The sequence below is a fragment of the Williamsia limnetica genome (assembly GCF_003217475.1).
GTDB classification, from domain to species: domain Bacteria; phylum Actinomycetota; class Actinomycetes; order Mycobacteriales; family Mycobacteriaceae; genus Williamsia; species Williamsia limnetica.
The window spans coordinates 148,463-170,364 of the sequence record NZ_QJSP01000004.1; the positions used below are offsets into that span (position 1 = coordinate 148,463).

The 21,902-nt window shown below is 65.7% G+C and carries 22 protein-coding genes; 15 read left to right on the plus strand and 7 right to left on the minus strand.

The genetic code is table 11. The features are described from left to right. The 3 genes from DFR67_RS08035 to DFR67_RS08045 are packed head-to-tail and all read right to left on the minus strand — an operon-like array spanning nt 1 to nt 5,707. Nucleotides 1-3,402: an ATP-binding protein gene (locus DFR67_RS08035; RefSeq protein ID WP_110469007.1), complete on the minus strand. Its 3,402-nt coding sequence runs from the start codon at nt 3,400-3,402 to the stop codon at nt 1-3. Then, nucleotides 3,399-4,184: a DUF4194 domain-containing protein gene (locus DFR67_RS08040; RefSeq protein WP_245937812.1), complete on the minus strand. Its 786-nt coding sequence runs from the start codon at nt 4,182-4,184 to the stop codon at nt 3,399-3,401. The genes DFR67_RS08035 and DFR67_RS08040 overlap by 4 nt, the downstream gene beginning before the upstream one ends. Beyond that, entirely contained in the window at nt 4,181-5,707 is a 1,527-nt protein-coding gene (locus DFR67_RS08045) for a DUF3375 domain-containing protein (protein WP_110469233.1), read from the minus strand. Before DFR67_RS08045 ends, DFR67_RS08040 begins: the two co-directional genes overlap by 4 nt. Before the next feature lie 221 nt (nt 5,708-5,928). Between DFR67_RS08045 and DFR67_RS30445 the strand changes: the two genes are divergently transcribed. From DFR67_RS30445 to DFR67_RS08080, 8 genes are all read left to right on the plus strand, one after another. After that, nucleotides 5,929-6,093, plus strand: coding sequence for a hypothetical protein (locus tag DFR67_RS30445; protein ID WP_158539925.1), 165 nt, complete (start codon nt 5,929-5,931; stop codon nt 6,091-6,093). Between the two features lie 191 nt (nt 6,094-6,284). Further along, a complete protein-coding gene (locus DFR67_RS08050) occupies nt 6,285-6,914 on the plus strand; it encodes a superoxide dismutase (RefSeq protein WP_084834821.1) in 630 nt (209 codons plus the stop codon). Between the two features lie 227 nt (nt 6,915-7,141). Beyond that, nucleotides 7,142-7,699, plus strand: coding sequence for a peptidase (locus tag DFR67_RS08055; RefSeq protein WP_110469009.1), 558 nt, complete (start codon nt 7,142-7,144; stop codon nt 7,697-7,699). A gap of 225 nt (nt 7,700-7,924) precedes the next feature. Next, the gene (locus DFR67_RS08060) at nt 7,925-8,689 is read left to right on the plus strand and encodes a TMEM165/GDT1 family protein (RefSeq protein ID WP_110469011.1); all 765 of its coding nucleotides are present in this window, start codon (nt 7,925-7,927) and stop codon (nt 8,687-8,689) included. Between the two features lie 76 nt (nt 8,690-8,765). After that, nucleotides 8,766-9,527: an SDR family oxidoreductase gene (locus tag DFR67_RS08065; RefSeq protein WP_110469013.1), complete on the plus strand. Its 762-nt coding sequence runs from the start codon at nt 8,766-8,768 to the stop codon at nt 9,525-9,527. A 79-nt stretch (nt 9,528-9,606) separates the two neighbouring features. Further along, entirely contained in the window at nt 9,607-9,957 is a 351-nt protein-coding gene (locus DFR67_RS08070) for a DoxX family protein (RefSeq protein ID WP_110469015.1), read from the plus strand. Between the two features lie 160 nt (nt 9,958-10,117). Next, entirely contained in the window at nt 10,118-11,062 is a 945-nt protein-coding gene (locus DFR67_RS08075) for an AurF N-oxygenase family protein (RefSeq protein ID WP_110469017.1), read from the plus strand. Then, nucleotides 11,062-12,642, plus strand: coding sequence for an FAD-dependent oxidoreductase (locus DFR67_RS08080; protein ID WP_110469019.1), 1,581 nt, complete (start codon nt 11,062-11,064; stop codon nt 12,640-12,642). Before DFR67_RS08075 ends, DFR67_RS08080 begins: the two co-directional genes overlap by 1 nt. Nucleotides 12,643-12,649: 7 nt before the next feature. Here the strand turns inward: DFR67_RS08080 and DFR67_RS08085 are convergent, their stop codons facing one another. Genes DFR67_RS08085 through DFR67_RS08095 form a run of 3 tightly spaced genes read right to left on the minus strand, consistent with a single transcriptional unit; the run spans nt 12,650 to nt 14,857 of the window. Further along, nucleotides 12,650-13,780, minus strand: coding sequence for an MAB_1171c family putative transporter (locus DFR67_RS08085; protein ID WP_110469021.1), 1,131 nt, complete (start codon nt 13,778-13,780; stop codon nt 12,650-12,652). A 7-nt stretch (nt 13,781-13,787) separates the two neighbouring features. Continuing rightward, entirely contained in the window at nt 13,788-14,300 is a 513-nt protein-coding gene (locus tag DFR67_RS08090; RefSeq protein ID WP_110469023.1) for a hypothetical protein, read from the minus strand. A 26-nt stretch (nt 14,301-14,326) separates the two neighbouring features. Further along, complete coding sequence (locus DFR67_RS08095; RefSeq protein WP_084834811.1) at nt 14,327-14,857, minus strand: helix-turn-helix domain-containing protein; 531 nt, start codon at nt 14,855-14,857, stop codon at nt 14,327-14,329. A gap of 269 nt (nt 14,858-15,126) precedes the next feature. Between DFR67_RS08095 and DFR67_RS08100 the strand changes: the two genes are divergently transcribed. Then, nucleotides 15,127-15,957: a hypothetical protein gene (locus DFR67_RS08100; RefSeq protein ID WP_110469025.1), complete on the plus strand. Its 831-nt coding sequence runs from the start codon at nt 15,127-15,129 to the stop codon at nt 15,955-15,957. Between the two features lie 80 nt (nt 15,958-16,037). Here the strand turns inward: DFR67_RS08100 and DFR67_RS08105 are convergent, their stop codons facing one another. Beyond that, nucleotides 16,038-17,705 (minus strand): TM0106 family RecB-like putative nuclease, encoded by a 1,668-nt coding sequence (locus tag DFR67_RS08105; protein ID WP_110469234.1) that lies wholly within the window; start codon nt 17,703-17,705, stop codon nt 16,038-16,040. Between the two features lie 139 nt (nt 17,706-17,844). On the opposite strand from DFR67_RS08105, the gene DFR67_RS08110 reads away from it, so the two are divergent. The 6 genes from DFR67_RS08110 (at nt 17,845) to DFR67_RS30910 (ending at nt 21,896) form a co-directional block, all read left to right on the plus strand. Next, on the plus strand, nt 17,845-18,537 hold the full coding sequence (locus DFR67_RS08110; protein ID WP_110469027.1) for a DUF6474 family protein: 693 nt from the start codon (nt 17,845-17,847) through the stop codon (nt 18,535-18,537). 98 nt (nt 18,538-18,635) lie between these two features. After that, nucleotides 18,636-19,016 carry a hypothetical protein gene (locus DFR67_RS08115; protein ID WP_110469028.1) on the plus strand — a complete coding sequence of 127 codons (381 nt, stop codon included), beginning with the start codon at nt 18,636-18,638 and terminating at the stop codon, nt 19,014-19,016. A 72-nt stretch (nt 19,017-19,088) separates the two neighbouring features. Beyond that, nucleotides 19,089-19,796: a YcnI family copper-binding membrane protein gene (locus DFR67_RS08120; protein ID WP_110469029.1), complete on the plus strand. Its 708-nt coding sequence runs from the start codon at nt 19,089-19,091 to the stop codon at nt 19,794-19,796. Continuing rightward, the gene (locus DFR67_RS08125; RefSeq protein WP_245937813.1) at nt 19,793-20,305 is read left to right on the plus strand and encodes a copper resistance CopC family protein; all 513 of its coding nucleotides are present in this window, start codon (nt 19,793-19,795) and stop codon (nt 20,303-20,305) included. Before DFR67_RS08120 ends, DFR67_RS08125 begins: the two co-directional genes overlap by 4 nt. Before the next feature lie 3 nt (nt 20,306-20,308). Next, nucleotides 20,309-21,235 carry a copper resistance D family protein gene (locus tag DFR67_RS08130; RefSeq protein ID WP_110469030.1) on the plus strand — a complete coding sequence of 309 codons (927 nt, stop codon included), beginning with the start codon at nt 20,309-20,311 and terminating at the stop codon, nt 21,233-21,235. Between the two features lie 67 nt (nt 21,236-21,302). Next, the gene (locus DFR67_RS30910) at nt 21,303-21,896 is read left to right on the plus strand and encodes a hypothetical protein (RefSeq protein ID WP_211324971.1); all 594 of its coding nucleotides are present in this window, start codon (nt 21,303-21,305) and stop codon (nt 21,894-21,896) included. Nucleotides 21,897-21,902 lie beyond the last annotated feature (6 nt).

Sequence of the window (21,902 nt, forward strand, 5' to 3'; positions counted from 1 at the left end):
CTACTTTCTCCCGCCGGTTGCCCGTGCTGCTGCCAACTCACCGAACGTTGCTGCGCGGGCGTCCGAGCGGGCGCCACCTTCGCCGGTCTGCTTGTCCACCAGGATGACCTGCCCGATGAAGGGTTCGACGATCCCGACCATGCGAATCGGCGCGGCGATGATCAACTGGAAACCGAACTGCTCGAAGGCCCGAAGTGACTGCGAGCTGAAGGTTTCATCCGACTTGCTGAACGCCTCGTCCAGCATCAACGGCGCGAAGCCGGGCCGGTGATCTTCTCCATGTGAGAGCGAAAAGCTCAGGGCGGCAGCAAGACAGAATGCGACGAGCTTCTCCTGCTCGCCACCGGAGTTGGAGGCGGTGTTGCGGTAGGTGTGTACAGGAGGGTCGTCGGCAGGGGCTCCAGAACTGAGCTCCTTGCCGTAGAAGGTGTAACTGTTGCGAACGTCCAGCACGTTGTCGCACCAGCGACGGTTCTCCGCATCGGTTCCCGTGAGCCGTGCGACGAGACCACGGATGCGGTAGAACTGCCGCGCCAGTACGGCGCCATCGCCGGACTTTGCCGCCGGGGCGTCCCGGATCATCGAGTCGACGATCTTGGCGAACTCCCGCGACTCGTCCGTCGGGTTGTGCAGTTGTGCGATCTGAAGGTAGGTGCCCTCATTGAAGTCGACGCGCTGCAATCCGATGTTGACCTCGGCGATACCGCGGGTGATCCGCTTGTTCGTGTCTGCGATCTCCTTGTACAGGTTCGACACCGAGTGGCTGATGTCGGTGGTGATCAGCTGCCTGAACCGTTGCTGGGTCGAGGCCAGCCCGTGCTCGACGAGGCTCTCGTGGATGGACACCAGATCGGCCGCGTATTCGACACTCGCACTCAGGTTCGCCGAGGCCTCGGGCCACTCCCGCAGGAATGCCTCGCCCGCCCGCACGATCCGGTTCTCCGCGCCGTCGCGTTCGGCATTCGCCTTTCCGACCACGGCTTCCAGCGCGTTGCGCAGATCCGACCGGACCTCGCCGTAGTTGTCGAGGGTCAGGGTCTTCCCGCCGGCCGCAAGGGTCTCCGCCAACACACCGGCGAGGTACTCCCGGTCAGTGTCGTCGAGTTTGGTGCTCTCCGCCTTCACCTGTTCGGATTCGGCAAACCACCGGTCCCAGTCGGAGCCGACATGGCCGAGTTGGTCACCGAGCGCGCCGACCCTGGCCACGGCCTCGCGCCAATCGGCACGGGCGATCTCGACCTGCTCCTCGAGTTCGGCGAGGTCGACGCGGTTTTCCCGGACGCGGTCGATTCGCGCGTTGAGTTCATCGGCGTCCCGCCGCGAGGACCACCAGTTCAGCTCGGCCCACGAGGCGTAGGCCGCGAGGGCATCTGCATTCTTTGCCCGTTCCCTGTTCGCCTCCAACAGATCCCGTTTGTCCTGGGCTGCCTGACGCGCCTCGGCGAACAGCGCTTCCCGGTGATCGCGCAATTCCTCGAGCGCGGCCCGCTTGCCGTCGGTGTTGGATCCGAGGATCCACTGCGTGCGGTCGGAGACCGAGCGGCGGTCATCTTTGCGGAACCGGTCGCGACCCGACTTGACCAGGCCTTGCGGCGTCACGGCCAGCGGATGCTGATCGAGCTGCGTGGGGAGTTCGACACAGATGTGTTCAGCACTGCGCGCGACCACTGCGGCGAGCCAGCCACCCGCGGGGTGACGCTCGTCGACCAGCAGCTTCTCGGCCAGCGAACCGGGAACCGGATCAGCCGCACTCGACGAGTGTTCCTGATAGACACGATATTCGAGCACACCGCCCAGGTTGGTGCGGTTCACGAACTCGCCGATCCTCGCCCGGTGCGCCTCGGGGACGAGCATCGTCATGCCCAGCCCGCGCAGTACCCGTTCGGCCGCGCCTGCCCACCGGTCCTTCTCAGCCGGATCGACATCGATCAACTCCGCGGCGAACGGCAGGTCCTCGGCGGGCACGCCGGTGGCCTGGGCGATACCGTCCCGCTGGCCCAAGACCTCACGCGGCAGTAGGGATCGTCGGGTGTTCAGGCTGGCCAGTTCTTCGACTGCCGCCTCGTACTCTCGGCGAGCGTCGGTCTCGGCAGCGAAGAAACTATGCGCCGTCGTAGCCAGTCTTTCAGCGGATTCTCTTGCAGCTCGGGCGATTTCGGGAGCTCTCAGCCGCAACGCCGCGAACTCGTCCTGCGTCTCGGGTGTTTGCTCGCCGAGCCCACCGACCAGTGTCGCGTACCGCTCGTACGCCCGGTTGCGCGCGGTCACCTGCTGCTCGAACGACTTCAGCTCGGATTCGAGCGTGGTCAGCTCACCCTTCTCCGACGTCAGCTGATCGCGCAGCGACGAATGCCGCTCCTCACGTTCGTCGGCCAGGTTCTCCCAGTTCGCCACCTCGTTGTCGAGACGCTCACGGTCGGTGTCGATCTGGTCCAGACGCGCCTGCAGGAGCGTCATCCGGTGCTCCCGCATGAACGCACGCATCGGCGGACCCAGCAGTGTCCCGGCCCGGGTCGTCGATTCCTCGGCACTGCAGTAGGTGTTCCACGCATCGGGGATCGGGCGCAGCACCTGCTCCTGAGCGTTCGCGCGGGCCGCGGCCTGATAGGCCTCGTCGAGTTGGGTGAAGTTCTCCACGAGACGCTCCGCTTTCGCGTACGTCTCCGGCCGATCGAGCATGTAGGTGCGGATGAACAGGTTGAGGTCTCCGACGTTCTTCATCGCCTTCGCCTTGCCCATCAGTGACAGTGCAGCCGACGACTGGCCGATACCCACCCGGCGTCGCAGAGCCTCCTGATAAGCGCTCTGCACGTCGAAACATTCCACCGCGGGATTCGCCGCGCGGTACCGGCGGATGTCAAAACCACTCTGCGCCCAGATGTTCAGCGACAACAGGTCGAAGTGCCCGGCATGCAACTGATACCAGGAACGCAGCGAACTGCCGTCCGTGCCCGACCCCGGGAACCACTTGATGGCGACCGCGGTGGTGGACGAGCCCGCTCCGTTGTCATAGGTGGCCGCGATCGCCGACCACGTCGCGCCATCGGCACGCAGATACTGCACCTGCGACTGGTTGTAACGGTCGTCGTTCTCGGCCCAGGCCCCGCGGACGTAATCGGCCATGGAACGAGCGGCCTTCTTGGCACCCTTCGCGGACAGATCGGCGGAGGCGTTGAACACCTGGTCGTAGGTCGGCAGCAAGACCACCGAATGACCGTCCATCATCGACGACTTACCCGAGCCCGACGGTCCGGTGAGCATTACCCCGCGCTCGTCGATCGGGTAGTCCTTGTAACCGTCGAACGTTCCCCAGTTGACCAATTGGATTCGGGTCAGCCGGAACTGGCCGATGTTCATCGTCCGCTTGCCCGCACGAATCGGGGTCTCCAGGATCTCGGTCATGGCGTGCGCTCCCGGTCGTCGAGTTCGGTCAGGTCGGTGCCGTCTTCGGCATGCTCACCGGCGAGGCGCCGGTACGCCTCGGTGTATGCGGCCACCTGTTCCGGCCCCAGCAACGACGCGATGACGCCGTGCACCACATAACGATCGGTACCCGGTAGGGCACGGATGATCTTGCGTGACTCGAGTTGGTTGATGGCGGCATCGATGCGCTTGATGAACCCCGCCTCGTCGGTGTCGGACACCGGCTTATAGGTGAGCATGTGGTCCATGATCTCGCCACGTTCTGCGACCACCGACTCGTCCGCGCTGGTCAGATACTTCTGCCGCAGGAACAGCGCCAACACCGAAGCAGCCAGGGTCAGGGTCTGGGCGCGCAGGATATTGCGCTGTCGTGGATCGTTTTCCGAGACCTGCCGGGTGAACGCGTACTTGTGCTCGCGGTTGATCTCCAGCTGCAGGTTGAGCTCCGAGAGCCGGGATCGGATGATTTCTTCGTGCACCTCGATGGTCTTCCAGTTACGCGAACGCATCGAGACGTGCGCGGCGGCAACCAACTCCTGCAACGCGTAACAGACCGGTGCGGGCAGCGCAGAGGTGTCGCCATCGAACCGCGCGTCCACCTGGGGATCGCTGATCGTTCCGACCGGCTCCGAGCCGTCGAACGCGAAGTGCGACAGGTCAACAGGCGATTCGGCCAGAGCCTCGGGATCGTCGACGAACAGGTCTTCGCCCTCCTGCTGCCGGATCTCCTGCTCGCCCGTCGGCTCTTCCGGAGTACTCACCTGACCGCCTTCTGTGCTGCTTCATCTGGTTCGTCGAGCAAGTGCATCACCTCATGTGGCTGCGCAGTGATGGGATCGGGCAGTGAATGAGTGAAAAGTACTGCGGGCATGTTGATCTCGCGCAGCCCGCGAGCTGTGTGGGCCAGCACGGTGATCTCGCCGCGAGTGTCGTCGGTGGCTCCGTGTCGCTGCGCCAGCGACCAGATCCCGATCACATCACCGGTCCGCGCGGTCGGCAGCAACGCCAGCACCTCGTCGATTCCGGCTGGTCCCGATGCGATGGCGTCGTTCACCGCATCGGTCAGGGCGTGCCAGTCGATCGACTCCACACCGACCAGGTCGGCGGGGTCGATCCGGATCTCGCCCGCGGTGTCGGCAACCGCGCCCGGCGAGTCGATGATGCCGTCGTGAAAGACCAACGCGCCGACCGAGTTGGAGCTCGCAGCGCTCATCGGGACGGCGATCGCCATGTCCTTGCCGGGGCCCGCGTGAACGAAGGCGGCGGCGGCGGCCCGCTGGGCGTCGGCGATCTGGCTGCGCAGTGCCCGGTAGTGCAGGAAGTCGCCGTCCTTGACGAACGTGTTGATCCGGCGATAGACCTGACCCCGCACCTCGTCCACAGACTGCACCTCGTCCCACATCCGGTCGATGAACCCGGTGAGGGTGTCGAGCAGATCGTGCGGCAGGTTCGGCAACCCCGACGCGATCGCCGCGATACTCGCCTCGAGATCCTCGCGCAGCCGGTGGTCGGCGATCAGCGTGTAGAACGTGTCGAAGGCCTTGCCCTCGTCCGAGTCGGCGAGCGCATCGTGACCGTCGAACATCCGGTTGAGCACATCCGCGTGCGACCCCTGGTCGGCGTCGAGGCCGCTGGTGAGCAGCGCGCGCGAGTTCTCCCGCATCTTCTCCCCATAGCCGATGATGTCGGCAGGCATCCGTTCTGCGAGCGAGCTGACCATCCGGATGTCGTCGAGTACCCGGCGCGTATCCACGGCCGGAATCGCGCCGGCCGCCAATTCCGCTCTGCGCGAGGTTAACTCACTGATCTTGTGATCGATGTCGCGTATGTGTTCGCCCGGGTCGGGATTGATCGACACCGCGATATTGGACAATCGCGACATCACCAGCTCGAGTACCGTCTCGGTGGCGACCGTGCGGTTCTGACGTACAGCCTGCACCTGGGCGATGGCCTGGGTCGCACCCCGGGTCAGCTGATACCGCTCGACCTGGGTCTCGGCCACCAGCGTGCGAGCCAGATAGCCCGCGCGAACCCAGCGATCGAGGAGGTCGTCCGCCGTCGGCAGCTCCCAGCCGCGCTGGAGCCAGTGGTCGGCCAGATCATTGAGGTCCTTCTCCACGCCCGCGCTCAGGTGGTCGCCGTCGACCTGACCGTCGGCCAGCCGCGCGGCCATGATCGCGAGGTACGGAACGGCGTTTCGAGAACGGAGCAGTCGCAGCGTGACGTCGCTGTCGGCGTTGTCACCGTAGGCGGCATAGAGCTGCGCCGCGGTTGGGCGTGCCAATCGATCCACCTCCGCTCGATCTTCCTGGCGTTTGGACGCACGGCATTCGCATCGAGTGCCCCGAGGAAGATGATAGTTGGACGGCCGGCCCGGTCCCATCGGGCGATCACGGCTTGAGTCCTGGCCGCAGACATGCTTAGCTTGCCGACACACGCGCACTTGTGACGGTTATCACTCACGAGTCGACGCATCACCGGCGGGAACGGACGGCAGGAGAACGGGTGGCAGCCTCGACCAGTTCCGGAAACGACGCTCCATTGTTCGAGCGCCGTCCGCGTACGTGGCCGGGTGCCGAACCCATCAACGTCGGGGCCCGATGCCTCACCACCGGGATCAGTGTCGTCGCCCTGCTGCTGGTGCTCGCCATCCTGATCTTCGTCTCGTAACACGCAGAAGCAGCGCCGTTTGCCGCGGCCGAACGACCTCGTCAAACCTCAACCAGGCTTGAGGTGCATCTGGCGCGCGCTATTGCACATCCCCATATCCTGCGTAAGGGTAGGAAGTGCACTCAACCGGGTAGAGCCCATAGAGGACGACAAATGGGGACCTTCCGTCCCCGCATAGTGAGAGGAACATTGTGTCTGAATACACCTTGCCGGACCTGGACTACGACTACGCAGCTCTCGAGCCGCACATCTCCGGCAGGATCATGGAGCTGCACCACAGCAAGCACCACGCCACCTACGTCAAGGGCGTGAACACGGCAGTCGAAAAGCTCGCGGCTGCGCGTGAAGACGGCACCATCGCTGACAAGGTCTTCCAACTGTCGGCCAACCTCGCCTTCCATCTCGGCGGACACACCAACCACTCGATCTTCTGGAAGAACCTGTCGCCCAACGGTGGCGACAAGCCTGAAGGCGACCTCGCCGCGGCCATCGACGATCAGTTCGGCGGGTTCGACAAGTTCCAGGCGCACTTCACCGCCGCGGCCACCACCCTGCAGGGCAGCGGCTGGGCGATCCTCGGTTACGACACCATCGAGGGCAAGCTCCTGATCGAGCAGCTGACCGATCAGCACGGAAACACGTCCGTCGGTTTCATCCCCATCGTCATGCTCGACATGTGGGAGCACGCGTTCTACCTCGACTACCAGAACGTCAAGCCGGATTACGTCAAGGCTTGGTGGAACGTGGTCAACTGGGCCGACGCCTCCGAGCGCTTCGCCAAGGCTCAGGCACAGGGCTCCGGCCTGATCGTGCCTGCCTGAGCGCACTCGCACCACAATCTCGTACACGGCGGCTCCCTTCGGGGGGTCGCCGTTTTGCGTACCTTTCCTCAACCAATAGAAACTTCGTGTTAACCAGCGCTTTTAGCACTCGAGTCGGCTTGTGTGCCAACCGTTTACCAGGCATGCTGCGAGTACGTCGAAACAGCATCTAGGGATCAAGGGCGATCGCGTAGAGATATAGGCACTTCCGGCAACAGGAGGTCACCATGAGCGAGGACACCACCGGTCACGAGAAGCCCCGATCGGGGTCCGTCCCGATCGGCCTCACGCCGTTTCACCGCGACGGTGAACTACGGGGGATCCTGATCTCCGGTCGCTGGCCCGACACCACACTCGAATGGACGCAGACCCTCGTCGCATCGGTACGGATTGCCTGCCGACCCGGCTTCCTGCGCACGACGACGGTGTTCAGCGTGATCGAGGACCGTCCGGAGGTATGCGATCCGGACACCGTCGGGCTGATGCTGGCGGTCGGCAGCGTCATCGACAACGGTTTCGTCGACGCCGGTCCGTTCTACACGCCGCCACCTGCACTGTTGATGCTGCATCCGCCGTCGGAGACGCGTCCGTCGCTCCCCGAGTGCTCTGACGTCGCGTCCGGATGCGTACTGCTACCCGGTTTGCCCGAACTGGGGTTGGAGCATCGCGCCGGATGGGCCGAGGCCGAAGCCGACGGCACTGTGGTGATGATGCGCAACCAAGTCGGCGTCGACCTCGGAAATGACCCGGACACGGCCGTCCTTGCGATGCTCCTCGCTGCCTGAGGCACCGCATTCGACCCCGATTCACGCGTCCACATCGTGGGATCGTGCACGTCAACGCAGTCTCGGCGAACCTCCGCCCACACACCGCTCGCCCGGACCTCGAACAACGGGTAAGGGAAACCTAAGTTTCGGGTCCCCTAACTTTTAAGAAAGGGCCTCCCACCTGGGCAGATACGGTGCTGCGAGCTGTTGCACGAACTGGTGAGGCAGGCTTACGTTGATCGGGTGATTACCGCATTCCTGGTCAGCTTCGGCGTGATCTTTGTTGCCGAACTCGGCGACAAGTCCCAGCTGATGGCTATGACGTTCGCCCTCCGCTACCGGTGGTGGGTCGTCGTCCTCGGCATCACCATCGCCACCACTGCGGTACATGCGGTGTCGGTCGGTCTCGGCCACTTCCTCGGTCTGTCCATCCCAGGCGACCTGATGTCGATCGTCGGCGGGCTGGCGATGCTGGTCTTCGGCTTCTGGACGTTGCGCGGCGACTCCCTCGACGACGACGAGTCCGCCAAGGCCGAGCGGGTCAGCAAGTCGATCCTGCTCGCGGTGGTCGGATCGTTCTTCCTCGCCGAACTGGGCGACAAGACCATGCTCGCCACCATCACGCTGGCCACCGATCACAACTGGGCAGGCGTGTGGATCGGATCGACCATCGGTATGGTCGCCGCAGACGGCCTCGCCATCGCCGTCGGCGCTCTCCTCGGCCGTCGGCTCCCGGAAAAGGCCATCGCCTACGGAGCGGCAGTGCTGTTCTTCGTCTTCGCCGTCTGGCTGACAACCGACGGACTCGTCACCGCGAACAACTTCGTAGTCACCATGTTCACCATCACCGCAGTCGCCGTCATCGTCAGTGCGGGGACCTGGTACGTCCGCAGCCACCGCGAGCAGGCCCGCCTGGTGCAGGAAGAGCTCGCAGACCAAGAGCACTCGGGAGTCCCCGCCACCGGCCGAACACCGGTCGAGCGTTCGGTCGCCGCCACCGCCGATTAGTGCCCCGACTACTCTCATCTGGGCGGGGCCGATCACCGCGGCCCTGCGGACACTTGTAGAAGGGACGGCAACAGCAGTGGAGATCTCAGGTTCAGCAGTATTGGTCACAGGCGGCGCATCAGGCCTGGGAGCGGCCACCGCCAAGCGATTCGCCGACGCGGGCGCAGTCGTCTTCGGGCTGGATCTGGCGCCGTCGATCGAGAAGGCGGGCGCGACAGAGGGCGTGACGCTCATCGCCGCCGACGTGACCAGCGAGGCCGACGTGGAGGCAGCACTGGACACCATCGCAGAGTCCGGCGCCCCGTTGCGCGTCGCGGTCAACTGCGCGGGCGTGGGCTGGGCGAGCCGCATCCTCACCAAGAAGGGCCCCCACGAACTCGACCTGTTCAAGAAGGTCATCGAGATCAACCTCGTCGGCACCTTCAATGTCATGCGCCTGGCCGCCAACCGTATGCAGAAGCAGGACGCGGTGGACGAGAACAACCAGCGCGGCATCGTCATCAACACCGCTTCGGTCGCCGCGTTCGAAGGCCAAATCGGTCAGATCGCCTACACCGCTTCCAAGGGCGGCGTGCACGCAATGACCATCACCGCAGCCCGCGACCTCGCGCAGGTCGGCGTACGCGTCAACACCATCGCACCGGGCACCATCAACACCCCGATGCTCGACGGGATCACCCCTGAGTTCAAGAAGACCCTCGAGGCCGGGATCCCGTTCCCGCAGCGCCTCGGAGAGCCCGATGACTACGCGAAGCTGGCCGCGTTCCTCGTCGATCACGATTACATCAACGGCGAGACCATCCGTATGGACGGTGCGCTGCGTATGGCACCGCGCTAGATTCTTCACACCAAAAAGACAAGCCGGGCTCAGATGAGCCCGGCTTGTTCGGTTCCACCTACAGAATGAGGCTGCCCCCATGTTCATTGCGACACTCATCGTCTCGATCTTCCTGGCGGTCGCGCTGACAGTCTCCGCTGTCGGCAAGCTGACCAAGATGCCTGCCGTGATCGAATCGATGAACACCGTAGGTGTGCCTGCACACAGAATCCCTACGTTGGCCTACCTCGAGATCGCCGGGGCGATCGGCCTGGTGATCGGCCTGTTCTGGTGGCCGATCGGTGTTGCGGCCGCCATCGGGGTGATCCTGTACTTCGTCGGCGCGGTGATCGCACACCTGCGCGTCAAGGACGTCGCCGGCGTCGGCCCGGCCGCGTTCCTCGCCGTGCTCTCTATTGCGGCGCTGGTCCTTCGACTCCTCACCGCCTGAGGGCGCGCCGCGCTGAGCGGCACCCTGCGGACCGGACGGCCGGGCTCATCCAGAGCCCGGCCTTTTCGTTCCCGCTACCTCTTGACCACGATCGCCCATCGTGACAACATTCATTGTTATATCAATGAGCATTGTCGGACTCGGGTGAAAGGGACTCCCCATGGTGGCCACAGCTGCGAACACATCGACCATTCACGATCACGGAGACAACGTCGTCAGCTTGCGCGATCAGGGTGCCGACGAGGTGTCCGAGCGCCTGCTCGCATCGTCGGCTCGGCTCTCGCGTAACGCGATGACCGAAATCGATTGGGATCAGCCGATGGACCCGGCAAAGTACGGGTGCAGCCCGGAATGGTCGTCGCTGTACGGCACCGACTACTGGGACGAGATGACCGAGGCGCAGCGGGTGTCGCTGACCCGGCACGAGTTCGCGTCCATCATGAACATCGGCATCTGGTTCGAGATGATCCTGCAGGAGATGGTGATCCGCGATCAGTACCTCGGCGACTACCACACGCCCGAGTTCCAGTTCGCGCTCACCGAGATCGCCGACGAATGCCGACACTCGATCATGTTCGCCAAGGCGTCCCAGAAGATGGTCGGTAAGTCCTACCACCCTTCGAAGTTCGTCGGCCGTCTCGGCAAGGTCTTCATGCGCACCGCGCGCGCCGAGGTCGCCTACAGCGGCATCCTGGTCGCCGAAGAAATCCTCGATGTCTTCCAGCGCGGCTGCATGCGCGACGAACAGGTACTTCCCTTCATCCGTACCGTCAACGAGATCCATGTCCTCGAAGAATCGCGCCACATGAAGTTTGCCCGGGAAGAGGTCCGGGATTCGATGAAGGGTGTCGGATGGGCGCGCCGACAGTGGAGCGCATTCGTCATCGCCGTCGGCGCGGCGTTCATCTTCACCAGCATGATCCGGCCGCAGGCGTACTCCGACGCAGGACTCGACGCCAAGCGCGCAGTGGCCGCCCGCCGGGAGAACGAGCACTTCAAGTCGATGGTCCGCAGCAGTTGCGGACACCTGATGGGCTTCCTCGATGAGGTCGGATTGCTCACCAAGCCCGCTGCGCGGGTCTACCGGAAAGTCAACATGCTCTGATGTTCGTCATCACCCAAACGTGCTGCAGCGACGCCGCATGTGTCTCGGTCTGCCCGGTCAACTGCATCCATCCGACACCGGAGGAGCGCGGCTTCGGTAGCTCCGACATCCTGCACATCGACCCGCAGGCGTGCATCGACTGCGGCGCGTGCGCCGATGCCTGCCCCGTGGACGCCATCTATCCCGCGGACAAGCTCGGTACCCGCGACAAGGTGTTCATCGAGATCAATGCCTCGTACTACCGGGACAACGCCGACGTCACCTCGGGGTGGACCCCGATCACGTATCCGGTGATCCCGAAACTGCCTGCGGGACTTAGGGTCGCGTTGGTCGGCACCGGCCCCTCGGGTGGATACGCCCTACGCACATTGCTCGACCGCAGCTCTGCACAGGTCACCGTCATCGACAAACTCCCTACCCCCGGCGGTCTGGTCCGGGCCGGCGTCGCACCGGATCACCCCGGCACCAAGAAGGTGCTGCAGGGCTTCGATCTGCTCTATCGCGACCCCCGCGTCACGATGGCGACCAATGTGGAGATCGGCGACGACGTGGCCGCCGGCCAGATCACCCCCGCCGAACTCAGTGAGCACTTCGACGGAGTCATCTACGCCGTCGGGGCGAGTGACTCACGGCGCCTGGGCATCCCGGGCGAAGACCTTCCCGGATCGACGTCCGCCACCGATCTCGTGGCCTGGTACAACTCGGCCCCCGACCTCGACGAGCTTCCGATCGACGCCACCGACCGGTCCGGTCGCGTGGTGGTCATCGGCACCGGCAACGTCGCGCTCGACGTCGCGCGAATCCTGGTCTCACCGCCCGAGATACTGGCGACCACAGACATCGCCGACCGCGCCCTGGCGGTCCTGAGGGAACAGAACGTCCGCGAGGTGATCGTGGTGGGACGCAGAGATCAAGCCGGCGCCGCCTACTCCGCGGCGGAATACCGCGCGCTGTCGTCGATCCCCGGCGTCGAGGTGATCGTTCACGACGATCCGGAGACCGATGTCGACCTGGAAAACGCTGCGGACCCGGACCGACGCCGCATCGTCTTCCTCTTCCACACCACACCGGAGTCGATCCTCGGTGACGAGCACGTCGAACGACTGCGGGTCCGTACGGGTGAGCGCACGCATGAAATTGCCGCCGACCTCGTCGTCCGGTCCATCGGCTACCGCTCGACACCGATCGCCGGACTTCCGTTCGACGAAGGGCGCGGTGTCTTCCCCAACGTCGACGGCCGAATGGTCGGCGATGACGGCGCCGTTGTCCCCAATGCGTACGTGGCCGGCTGGGCGCGGCGCGGACCGCGGGGCGGCATCGGTGCAAACAAAGTGTGCGCCGAGAGCACCGTCGAATTATTCCTCAATGACGTTGCCGCCGGGGCGGTGTCGCGTTCGCGGCACTCACCATCGGATTTCGAGACCCTGCTGCGCAAGCGTAAGCGCACCGTCATCGGCTACCGCGGCGTTCGTGCCATCGACCGCGCCGAACGCAGAGCCGGGGCAGAACTCGAACGTCCTCGGGTCAAGTTCACCACGGTCGGCGACATGGTTCGCGCCGCCGGTCGCCGTGCGCGATGACGTTTCACTAACCGGTCCGGTTGTGTTTGCGGGCCACCGGCTGGTCGGCCAATGCACGCGAGATGTGCAGTAGCGGTGTGGCTTCGGCGTCGAGGTCATCTCGTGCGCCGACGAGCACCTGCCGCACGGCACCGGACGAGCCGCCCGCCTCGCGATACACCTCCACCGCGTCACGCAGGTAGAAGACCTGGTCCCGATCGGTCAGTTGATCGAAGTCGTCGGGTAGCAGCGGACTGAGCTGCAACAGCGCATCTCGGATCTCCACGACCCGGCGTTGGTAGAGCAGATTGATCGAACCGTCGACGTCGGCAACCGAACGCAGGGGCAGCACCACCTCCGGCAGGGCCGAGGTGGTCAAGGACCAGAGCGGCTCGAGGTCCGCGTAGTCCCGGCGGTGACGGAGGTTGTAGCGCACCTTGATCCAGCGGGCCCGCACCATCGGGTAGCAGATCCCGGCCAGGAAGAGAACGGCACCGACGGAAGAGATCACCGCAGAGATCTTCAGCAACACAGGGACTGTGGCCAGGCCGAGTCCGGACAGCACAACGAATATCGTCTGTATCAGTGAGCCCAGCCCCACGAGCGAGAGCCCGGTCAGCAGGACCATCAAGGAATGTCGGAGATAGCCGTCGGCCAGTCCGACGTATCGCCGGATGGAGAGCACACACGACCCGAGGCCATAGACCAGATAGCAGCCGGCGATCACGAAGAAGAGCGCAAACCCGAAGTGCTGCACCGTCCATTCGGAGACGCTCTCGGTGCGCACCGGGGTGGGCGTGACCAACATCGCCACATTCAGCCCGATCATCGCGATGACCAGCGGCACCGCTTCCACCCCGGCCCGGCGCTGGCGCTGGCGCTCGGCGGATCCGAAGAAGAAGACGATGACCAGTGCCGCGACCGCGAACGCGAGCAGGCAGTAGAAGATCACCCGGGCCGCCCCGGTGAACAAGGTCGAGTCCAGCCACTCGCGCACGTGTGGATTGATGCTCACGAAGGCGAGGGTCATGGCGGAGATGGCGACGGTCATGGCCGTCGGCTGGAGTCCGGCGCCCTCCCGACGGATACGGTCGATACGCCAGCACAGTGCGATCGCGAACAACGCGAGCGCGGCTGCATTGATGGTGGCGATCACCATCGGTGGCCTATAACCATCCGGAATGTCCCCCTAGAATGCTCTGGATTCCGCGCAATCCGTCGTGTTTGGCCGATTGGCCGACGCCTTGGGTGGCCTTGGCCGCCCATTCACGGATGATCGTGGCCAGCATCTCGGCCTCCCACTCCCGCTCATCCGAGTAGCACGTCCGGCTCAAGGCCTCAGATGTTTCGCCTTCGTCTGGCGCACCCGCAGCCAGCAGCGACCCGGGCGTTCCCAGGATCTGATGCCCGGCGATCAGGTGCCCGAATTCATGGATGACGATCTGATCGCGATGCAGTTTTGTGGTGTTCGCCTGATAGAAAAAGTAGTCGGCGTCGTCGGCCATCAGCCAGACGCCGTTGGGCGTACCTGCCGGAAGCGGATGAGCGAGGATCTTGATCGCCCGGCCACGCTTGTCCCCGTAACGGGCACACAACTGCTCGGCATCGAGCGGCAGATCGAGCTCGAGGTCGGCGAGTTCACGACGGCACAGTGCCCGCAGGATTCGTTCGGACCGCATAAACCATCCTTCGGTTTCCTGACCTGCTAGTCGGCTGCCTCTCGCCTTTCCACCACTCGCAGACCGGAATGGCCGTGCCCGAGCTCGGGCTCCGACGATTTGAGAAGGTCAGGAGGATCAGCAGGAAGACCCTGCTGCACCCGGAGTACCTTGATGAGCTCGTTGACGACCGTGACCGAATCGCTGGACAATCCTGCCAGTCGGAAGGCAGCCAATTGCACGCTCGTGTCGGCCTGCAGGCGCATGAGGTCGATCTGGTCGCGAGTCCGCTGGGCCGCCCGGTCCTCGAGGAAGTAGTGCACGTCGACGCCGAACGCGGCAGAGATACCCTCGACGGTCCGGAATGACGGCGATTTCGCCTTACCCGACCGGAGCTGACTCAGGTAAGACTCACCGAGCCGGAACCCCAGCTCGGTCGACCGGTTCGCGATCGCTTTGGCGCTGTATGCACGTCCGTTCGGGCCTGGAACCGTGCGGAACAACTCTTCCAGCCTTCGTGCGAACAGGCCCGGATCGAAAGTGGTGTCGGGATCCACCGGGTTCACGTTGTCAGACATTCCACGCTCCACGCGCATCTCAGGTGTGCCTCCCAATGAGGGCCGATCGCCGCGCAGCGATCGACTAGAAGTAAGAAATTCACTACTCCGCACGTCGTGTTTGCCATATGGTAGCTTATCGGCATATTGCTGCCAAGGCGGTGCAGGCTGCCCCCGATGGCATGCAAAGTGCTGTGGACTCCAGGTCGACGCTGACCGGGCCCACCTGAATAAACCGTGAACAGGGCGAAAATTCAAGAGCACAGCGCTGTTCACCCCATGGAGGTTCGATGTCGAAGCACCGTGCGCCCCGTGGGCATGTCCTGCGATGGTCGGCCTCCGTGGCGGCAGCTGCCCTGTTCGCCGGTGGCATCGCACTGGCTTTGACCACCTCTTCTCCCGCCGATGCGCACTGTCATCCCGGCAATCAGCATCACCATCACTGCGACGTCCCGAGTGAAACCGAGTCCGAGTCGACCACCACAGAGGCAACCACCACGGAGCCGACCACCACGGAGCCGACGACCGGCGAGTCCACGACCACCACGGAGCCGACGACCACGACCTCGTCGGCCTTCGTGCCCCCGATCATCGGTGGTGGCTCGGGCGGAGCAGGCCAAACATCCACTGCTCCTACTTCGACGGGAAGGTCCACGGGCACGCGCCCGCCCGGCACCGTCCCGAAGCGGAAACCACCGGCCCCGGCCGAACCTTCCGCAGCCGAGGCCCCGGGCGGCGTACCGGGTACACCCGGCGGCGGTGCTGGTGGCGGTGCTGGTGCCGGTGGCGGTGGCGGTGCTTCCACCGGTGGGAGTGGCAACGCGGTCGTCTCGGTACCGACTGTCGGCGTACCCGGGAACTCCTCGGCGCCGGCGGCCCCGCAGAACCCAGCCGTGACACCTGTGAATCCGGCTCGACCTCCCGGACCGGTCACCGCAGATGTGGCAGCGCCGGTCCCTACCGCGGCCGGCTGCATTCTGGGTGCCGACTCGGCGGGCGGATGTTCCGGCGCCGACACCGCACGCGACCTCGCCCCGGCCGGGTTACTCGCCCTCGGCGCGCTGGCGCTCCTCGGTAGCGGTTCGTTCCTCGAATCTCTCCGCGGCTCACTCCGCGGCTGACAAACCCACTGACTCCAGGCAAACCCAGGTGTTGCGGCACCTGGTTTTCCCTGGAGAACCTGGGTTTGCGATGGAGCCGGTCAGCCGGGGGCGGGAAGCTCCGAGCCCAACGGCACCTGTTCCGCAGCACCCACAGTCATCCACTCCCGCAACGCCTTCGTCGCCTGGACGTCGTCTTCGTTGTACTCGAGCAAGCGGACCCGCTGGGTCTGGTCGATCTCGTCGCCGTCGAGCCCCACGGCGCGGCGATACCACTGCATCGACGCCTCACCGCCGGCTTCGTCGTCACGCCAGTGGAACCCCGCGTGGGGGGCGACCTTTTTGAGGCCTTTGCCCAGCGGGCTGAGGAAGTTACGGCTGACGGCTTCGTAGATGTCCACCCACTGCGGTGAATTGATGAACGCGAGTACCTCGTCGCGAGACGGGATCCCGGGCTCACCGGCGAACCGGTCCGCTGAGCCGAGCAACCACCGATTCTCTGCCTGCTGTGAATAGCAATAGGCCGCGAACGTCCGGCCTGCCGCGACAGCGCGGTCCCGCTCGCCGATCATCCATGTCCAGAACTCCGCAAACGAGCGGGCCTCGTCGCGGGTCGGCAACGGCGTCCAGGTGACGAACGGCCGATAGACCACGGGCCGCAACGGGTCCGTGTTGTCGGTGAGCAACGTGCCCCAGAGGTAGGCGCCGTCGTCCTGATAGCTCTCCATGTCGACATCGACCTCGACGTCTGCGCGCACCACCTCGACCTCCGGAGTCCGGCGGATCAGCGACACGTCGGCCAGCCGGGCACGCGCCATCAGGATCGCGTCGTCGACAGTCCCCGGCCAGCCTTCCGGCGCCGGGCCGTCGTAGCCGGCCAGCTGATCGATGGTCCGCACGCCGACCGTTGCGAGCAGCTGGGTCAGATTGCCGTTCACGACCAGGCTGACGTCGCGGGCCGCCTCGAGCTCGGGTCCGCACTTCGTCCACCAGGCGCACGTGCGGCATTCGCCGATCCGGGACGGCGCCGTGGCCACTTCGCCGGCCGTGATCCCCTGCCGTCTGGCAAGCAGCGCGTCGTACCTGATCAGGGCATCCGTGAGATCCAGCACCACCAGGCAGTCCGTGTCGAGGCCGATGACGCCGCCCGCGGGTCCGGAGGGAAGCAAGCCGACACCGGCGACGCCGAGTGTCTCGAGCATCCGATAGAGCTGCGCCAGCCGGGTGGTGTCCCGGGAGTTGCCACGAACCTTGCGGGTCTCGTCGACCATCGGCTGCCACGCCCACACCGGACTGGTGATGGCGCCCGAGCCGGGGTCCGACGCCTTGTGGTTGACGACGATCACCGGGACGTACGCCGCGCCCTCATGCGGTTCGGCGCCCCGGGTGTCGTCCACCCTGATCAACAACTCCGCCCAGCCGCGGCGGCCACCTTCGACGTCGTCGGGCAGGGTCGCGCCCCAGATCCAGCGAGCCCCCGCGGAGATGGCCGCCATCGTCTGCTGCACGCGGTAGGACCGACCGCCCGAGGACGCGTCGGCCCAGCCCGCGAGTTCGTCGGAGTGCAGCGCGTGGAGCATGTCGCGGACCCGGCTCCTGTGGTCGGCCGCCGCTTCTTTGCGCATGGCCACCCCGGCATCGTCGGGGATGGCGACCGCGGCGGGAAACGTCGAGTCGAGGGCGAGACGATGCTCGCAACCGCTCAGGTCACGAGGGGTCAGCAGAGTTGTCCGTGTCGGGCCAGATGGCACCGATGATCGAGTTGCCATCGACACCATCCTCCGTCTTGTGCGCTCGGGCCTACAACTCCTGTAAGCACGCTATGTAATGCTTGTACCGCAACTGCACGACAATTCGCACACCGCCGCAGGCGGGGCTTGGTCGAAACAAGCGAGAGGGTCGCACCGCATGGGTCTGTTCAGTTCCGGTCGCACAAGCCGAGCCCAGCGCAAGGCGCAGGCGAAAGCTCTCAAGGCCAAGGCCAAACTGGAGGCCCGGCTCGAGGACAAGTCCGGCCGCAAGGACGCCAAAGCCGAGCGCAAGCAGCAGCGCAAGCTCGCGAAGAAGTCGTTCAAGGCGCAGGCCCAGCTGGACAAGAACGCTGCGAAGGTCCTGTCGAAGACCAACGAGAACAACCTCAAGATCGCTCAGGCCAACGCCAAGGCCGTCGCCGACGGCAAGTTCCTCTCGACCACCCGCGTCAAGCGCTACTTGCAGGTCGCCAAGGTCTTGTCTCCGGTGCTCGTCCCCATCGCCTACCGCGCGAGCACGGCGGCCCGTGAGCAGATCAGCCGTATCCAGGCCGACCGCGCGGGTGTCCCCGTCGCGGAGCTCAACCGCTACAGCGGCCACGGTGCCGCGCTGTCCGCGCGTATCTCGGGCGCGAGCGAGTCCCTGCAGACGCTGACGGCCAAGCACTCGGACGCCGAGACGAAGACGTTCAGCACGATCATGGGGCAGCGGCTGTCCGATCTGTCGACGGCGGTCGCGGCTGCCGAACACATGCCGGCAGCGCGTCGGCGCAGCGCGCACGCAGCCATCAGCCGTGAACTGGCCGCCATCGACGCCGACCTCCTGGCCCGGCTGGGAGTCCGTCCCTGATCCCTCTGGCCGTCACTCTCACCGCACCGGCGCTGGCGGTCGCCGCCCACGGTGCGGCGTCCGGCCATCTGCCCGGTTCGGCCGGGCTCGTCCTGCTCGTGGTGCTGGGCCTCGCGGCCGGTGCGCTCTCCCGCCGACTCAGCTCGGTCGTGGCCTTCGGCGCGCTGCTCACCGGCGCCCAGCTGGCCGGCCATCAGGTGCTGTCGCTGACCGCTGATCCGATGACCCACGCGCATTCGTCGACGAACGCCATGGTTGCGACCCACCTCGTCGCGATCCCGGTCTGCGCACTGCTCATCGCCGCGTCCGGCAGGCTCTACTCGGTGATCACCTCGGTCATCGCGACCCTGCAGTTCCTGGTCGCCGGCCCGGTCACCGACCTGACCCGATTCTTCCTGCAGGCACCGCCGCAGCGGCGACCACTTGTCGGAGTCTTCGCACCCGGCGGTATCGGGGTCCGGGGTCCGCCGGCGATCTGATCGCCTGCCCCTCCCCACCACCCGCCCTTCACGGCGCGGTGGCATCACTGCAACATTCAGTCAGGAACAACCATGTCTTCATTCTCCCGACGCGCCCGCGTCCTGGGCGCGTCACTCGCTGCCGCCACCGTGGTCGGCGGTTTGAGTCTGCTCGGCGCAGGCGTCTCTGCGGCACACGTCACCGCGGTCGGCGACGACCTCACCCAGGGCGGCTACGGCGTCATCACCTTCCGGGTCCCCAACGAGTCGGACACCGCGAGCACCACGAAGGTGGCGGTTACCTTGCCGAATCTCAAATCCGCACGCACCGAACCGATGCCGGGCTGGACCGCCGAGATCGCCAAGGATCCGGCCACCGAGGAGGCCACCTCCGTGACGTGGACGGCCGCCCCCGGTAGCCCGGGTATCAATCCCGGGGAGTTCGTTCAGTTCCGGCTTTCCGGTGGACCGTTGCCCGAGCAGGAAACAATGACATTGCCTGCCGTGCAGACCTATTCCGATGGTGAAGTGGTGGCGTGGGATCAGCCGACGGTCGAAGGCCAACCGGAGCCGGACAAGCCTGCTCCGACCGTGACGCTGGGCGCGGAGACCGCCGACGGACACGGCCATGGCGCCGACACAGCAACCCATGAAGAGGACACCCAGACCGCGTCCGAGTCGTCAGCGTCGTCGGAGTCGGGCACGGACAACACCGCGCGATGGCTAGCGGGTGCTGGAATCGTATTGGGCGCGTTGGGCGTCGGCGTGGCAGTCGGCGCACTGGCCCGCAAACGCTCGTGAGGCGTGTCGCGCTGACGATCGGCGCTTTCACCTTGGCACTGCTGGCAACGCTCGCATTCACTCCGATGGCCTCGGCGCACTCGGCACTGGTCGGCTCCGACCCCGCCAATGGGGCCTCTGTCAGTGCTGGACCCCCGACCGTGACGCTCACCTTCAACGAGCCACTGCAGGAGAGCTTTCCGGCGCTGACCGTGGTGGGCCCCGATCGGAACTACTGGCAGGACGGGGAACCGACGGTCACCGGCCGCACCGTCAGTACGCAGTTGCGTGAGTTGGGGCCTGCGGGTGAGTACCTGATCAACTATCGGGTCACCTCCGCGGACGGGCATCCGGTCGAGGGTCAGCTGAGTTTCACCCTCACCACTGCCGGGCAGGGCACCCCCGGCGCATCTGTGGACGACGACGAATCCTCATCGTCGGGAATCCCGGTGTGGCCGTTCCTCGTCGCCGCAGTGGTGTTGTTCGTCGGTGGTCTCGCTGTGGCGTTCCGCCTGCAGCGCAGGAAGTAGGCCGTGCCTGCTGCGGGCACGATCCGCCGTGGATGGCTGGTCGGCGCCGTGCCCGCGGCATGGCTCGGGGTTGCTTTGTGCTGGCTGCTCGCCCGCCCGAGCGGCCCCGAGTTGGACGCCCCGGCGACTGCGGTGGCCATCTGCGCAGCCATCACGGTGCTGGGGCTGACCAGCCTGCGGGTGCTCGGTGGGGAGCCCACCGAGCCGCGGACCCTGCGGTTGACGGCGATCCTGGCCGGCGTCTGGTTCGTGGCCGCGCTGGTCGCCGCCTGGCTCGGTGTGGCCGAGCGGACCGGACGCTCCCCCGGATCCGTCGGCGCGGCGGACTTCGTGCGGGTGAGCGGCGCGACGCCTGCGCTGATCGGCACCGGATGCGCACTGCTGGTGGCGGTGTTCGCGGTCGTCTGGATGTACCGGCCGACCATGGCGGTACCCGAGGCAGCCGCCGCCGTGACCGCACTCGGTCTGCTGATCGGTCCCGTCACCGGTCACCTCGGTCAACAGACCGGCGGGCCGATACTGGTTGCCGTACACGTCCTCGCGGCCGGTTGGTGGTGCGGCGCGTTGGCTTCGATGGCATTGACCGTTCGCGGCCGCAAGGGCTGGGCGACGAGCCTGCCGCTGTTCTCCGGATACGCCCAGTGGTGCGTCCTGGTGCTGTTCTTGACCGGCGTCGTGGCGGCGTTCCTTGAACTCGACTCACTCGGCGAGATGACGAGCACCGGCTACGGCCGCATCCTGCTGGCCAAATCCGCCGGGCTCGCTGTGCTGATGATCGTTGCTTTCACACAGCGCACCACCTGGTTACCGGGAGCGCGTGCGCACCGCATCGACGAAGACACGTCGGTGCGGCGGGCGCTCGTCGAAGTGGTGCTGATGGCGGTGGTGATCGGGCTTGCCGCCGGTCTGGGAACCACTGCACCCGACTGAGCCGACTGCGTCGGTACCGGGCATGATTGGCACCGACGCAGCCGAGAGCGAAGGAGCGCAATCTTCCATGGCCGACCCGGATCAGAACATCCCCGCCGAGCAGCCTCCTTCCGACAAGCCCGAGACTCCACCCGCGGCCAAGGCCCCCGCGAAGAAGGCAGCCGCAAAGAAGGCCGCTCCGGCCAAAAAGGCAGCCCCCGCGAAGAAGGCACCGGCCAAGAAAGCCCCGGTGAAGAAGGCGGCCGCCAAGAAGGCCCCGGCGAAGAAGGCACCGCCCGCAAAGAAAACCCCACCGGCAAAGAAGGCGCCGCCGGTGAAGCCGACAGGGTCGTCGGATTCGGTGCCTGCCGCGAAGTATGCCGCCGCGAAGTCGGCGCCCCGCAAGCCGCCGACCAAGAAGGGTCCGGACAAGCCGGGTAACACCGCGCCGCCCAAGTCGACACCCGCGCAGGCGGTCGCGTCTGCACCACCACCGCCGGTTCGTTCCACGCCCGCCCCCACCTCGAGCGAGGAACACAGCGCACGGTTCACCACCCTCAAGCGGACCGAGCCCACACCGGTTGCCGAGCCGACGCGGCAGATACCGGTGCTGAGCGTCGCACTGGCGCTACTCGGTGCGGTCGTGATCTATCTGATGCGATGTTCGAAGCGCAGGAGCTGAGGCCCA

Bases quoted from the DNA above. Each gene is read 5' to 3' on its own strand.
- DFR67_RS08035 (WP_110469007.1), bottom strand. From the start codon at position 3,402: ATGACCGAGATCCTGGAGACCCCGATTCGTGCGGGCAAGCGGACGATG.
- DFR67_RS08055 (WP_110469009.1), top strand. From the start codon at position 7,142: ATGAGCGAGGACACCACCGGTCACGAGAAGCCCCGATCGGGGTCCGTC.
- DFR67_RS08070 (WP_110469015.1), top strand. From the start codon at position 9,607: ATGTTCATTGCGACACTCATCGTCTCGATCTTCCTGGCGGTCGCGCTG.
- DFR67_RS08075 (WP_110469017.1), top strand. From the start codon at position 10,118: ATGGTGGCCACAGCTGCGAACACATCGACCATTCACGATCACGGAGAC.
- DFR67_RS08080 (WP_110469019.1), top strand. From the start codon at position 11,062: ATGTTCGTCATCACCCAAACGTGCTGCAGCGACGCCGCATGTGTCTCG.
- DFR67_RS08085 (WP_110469021.1), bottom strand. From the start codon at position 13,780: ATGGTGATCGCCACCATCAATGCAGCCGCGCTCGCGTTGTTCGCGATC.
- DFR67_RS08090 (WP_110469023.1), bottom strand. From the start codon at position 14,300: ATGCGGTCCGAACGAATCCTGCGGGCACTGTGCCGTCGTGAACTCGCC.
- DFR67_RS08095 (WP_084834811.1), bottom strand. From the start codon at position 14,857: ATGTCTGACAACGTGAACCCGGTGGATCCCGACACCACTTTCGATCCG.
- DFR67_RS08100 (WP_110469025.1), top strand. From the start codon at position 15,127: ATGTCGAAGCACCGTGCGCCCCGTGGGCATGTCCTGCGATGGTCGGCC.
- DFR67_RS08105 (WP_110469234.1), bottom strand. From the start codon at position 17,705: ATGGCAACTCGATCATCGGTGCCATCTGGCCCGACACGGACAACTCTG.
- DFR67_RS08110 (WP_110469027.1), top strand. From the start codon at position 17,845: ATGGGTCTGTTCAGTTCCGGTCGCACAAGCCGAGCCCAGCGCAAGGCG.
- DFR67_RS08120 (WP_110469029.1), top strand. From the start codon at position 19,089: ATGTCTTCATTCTCCCGACGCGCCCGCGTCCTGGGCGCGTCACTCGCT.
- DFR67_RS30910 (WP_211324971.1), top strand. From the start codon at position 21,303: ATGGCCGACCCGGATCAGAACATCCCCGCCGAGCAGCCTCCTTCCGAC.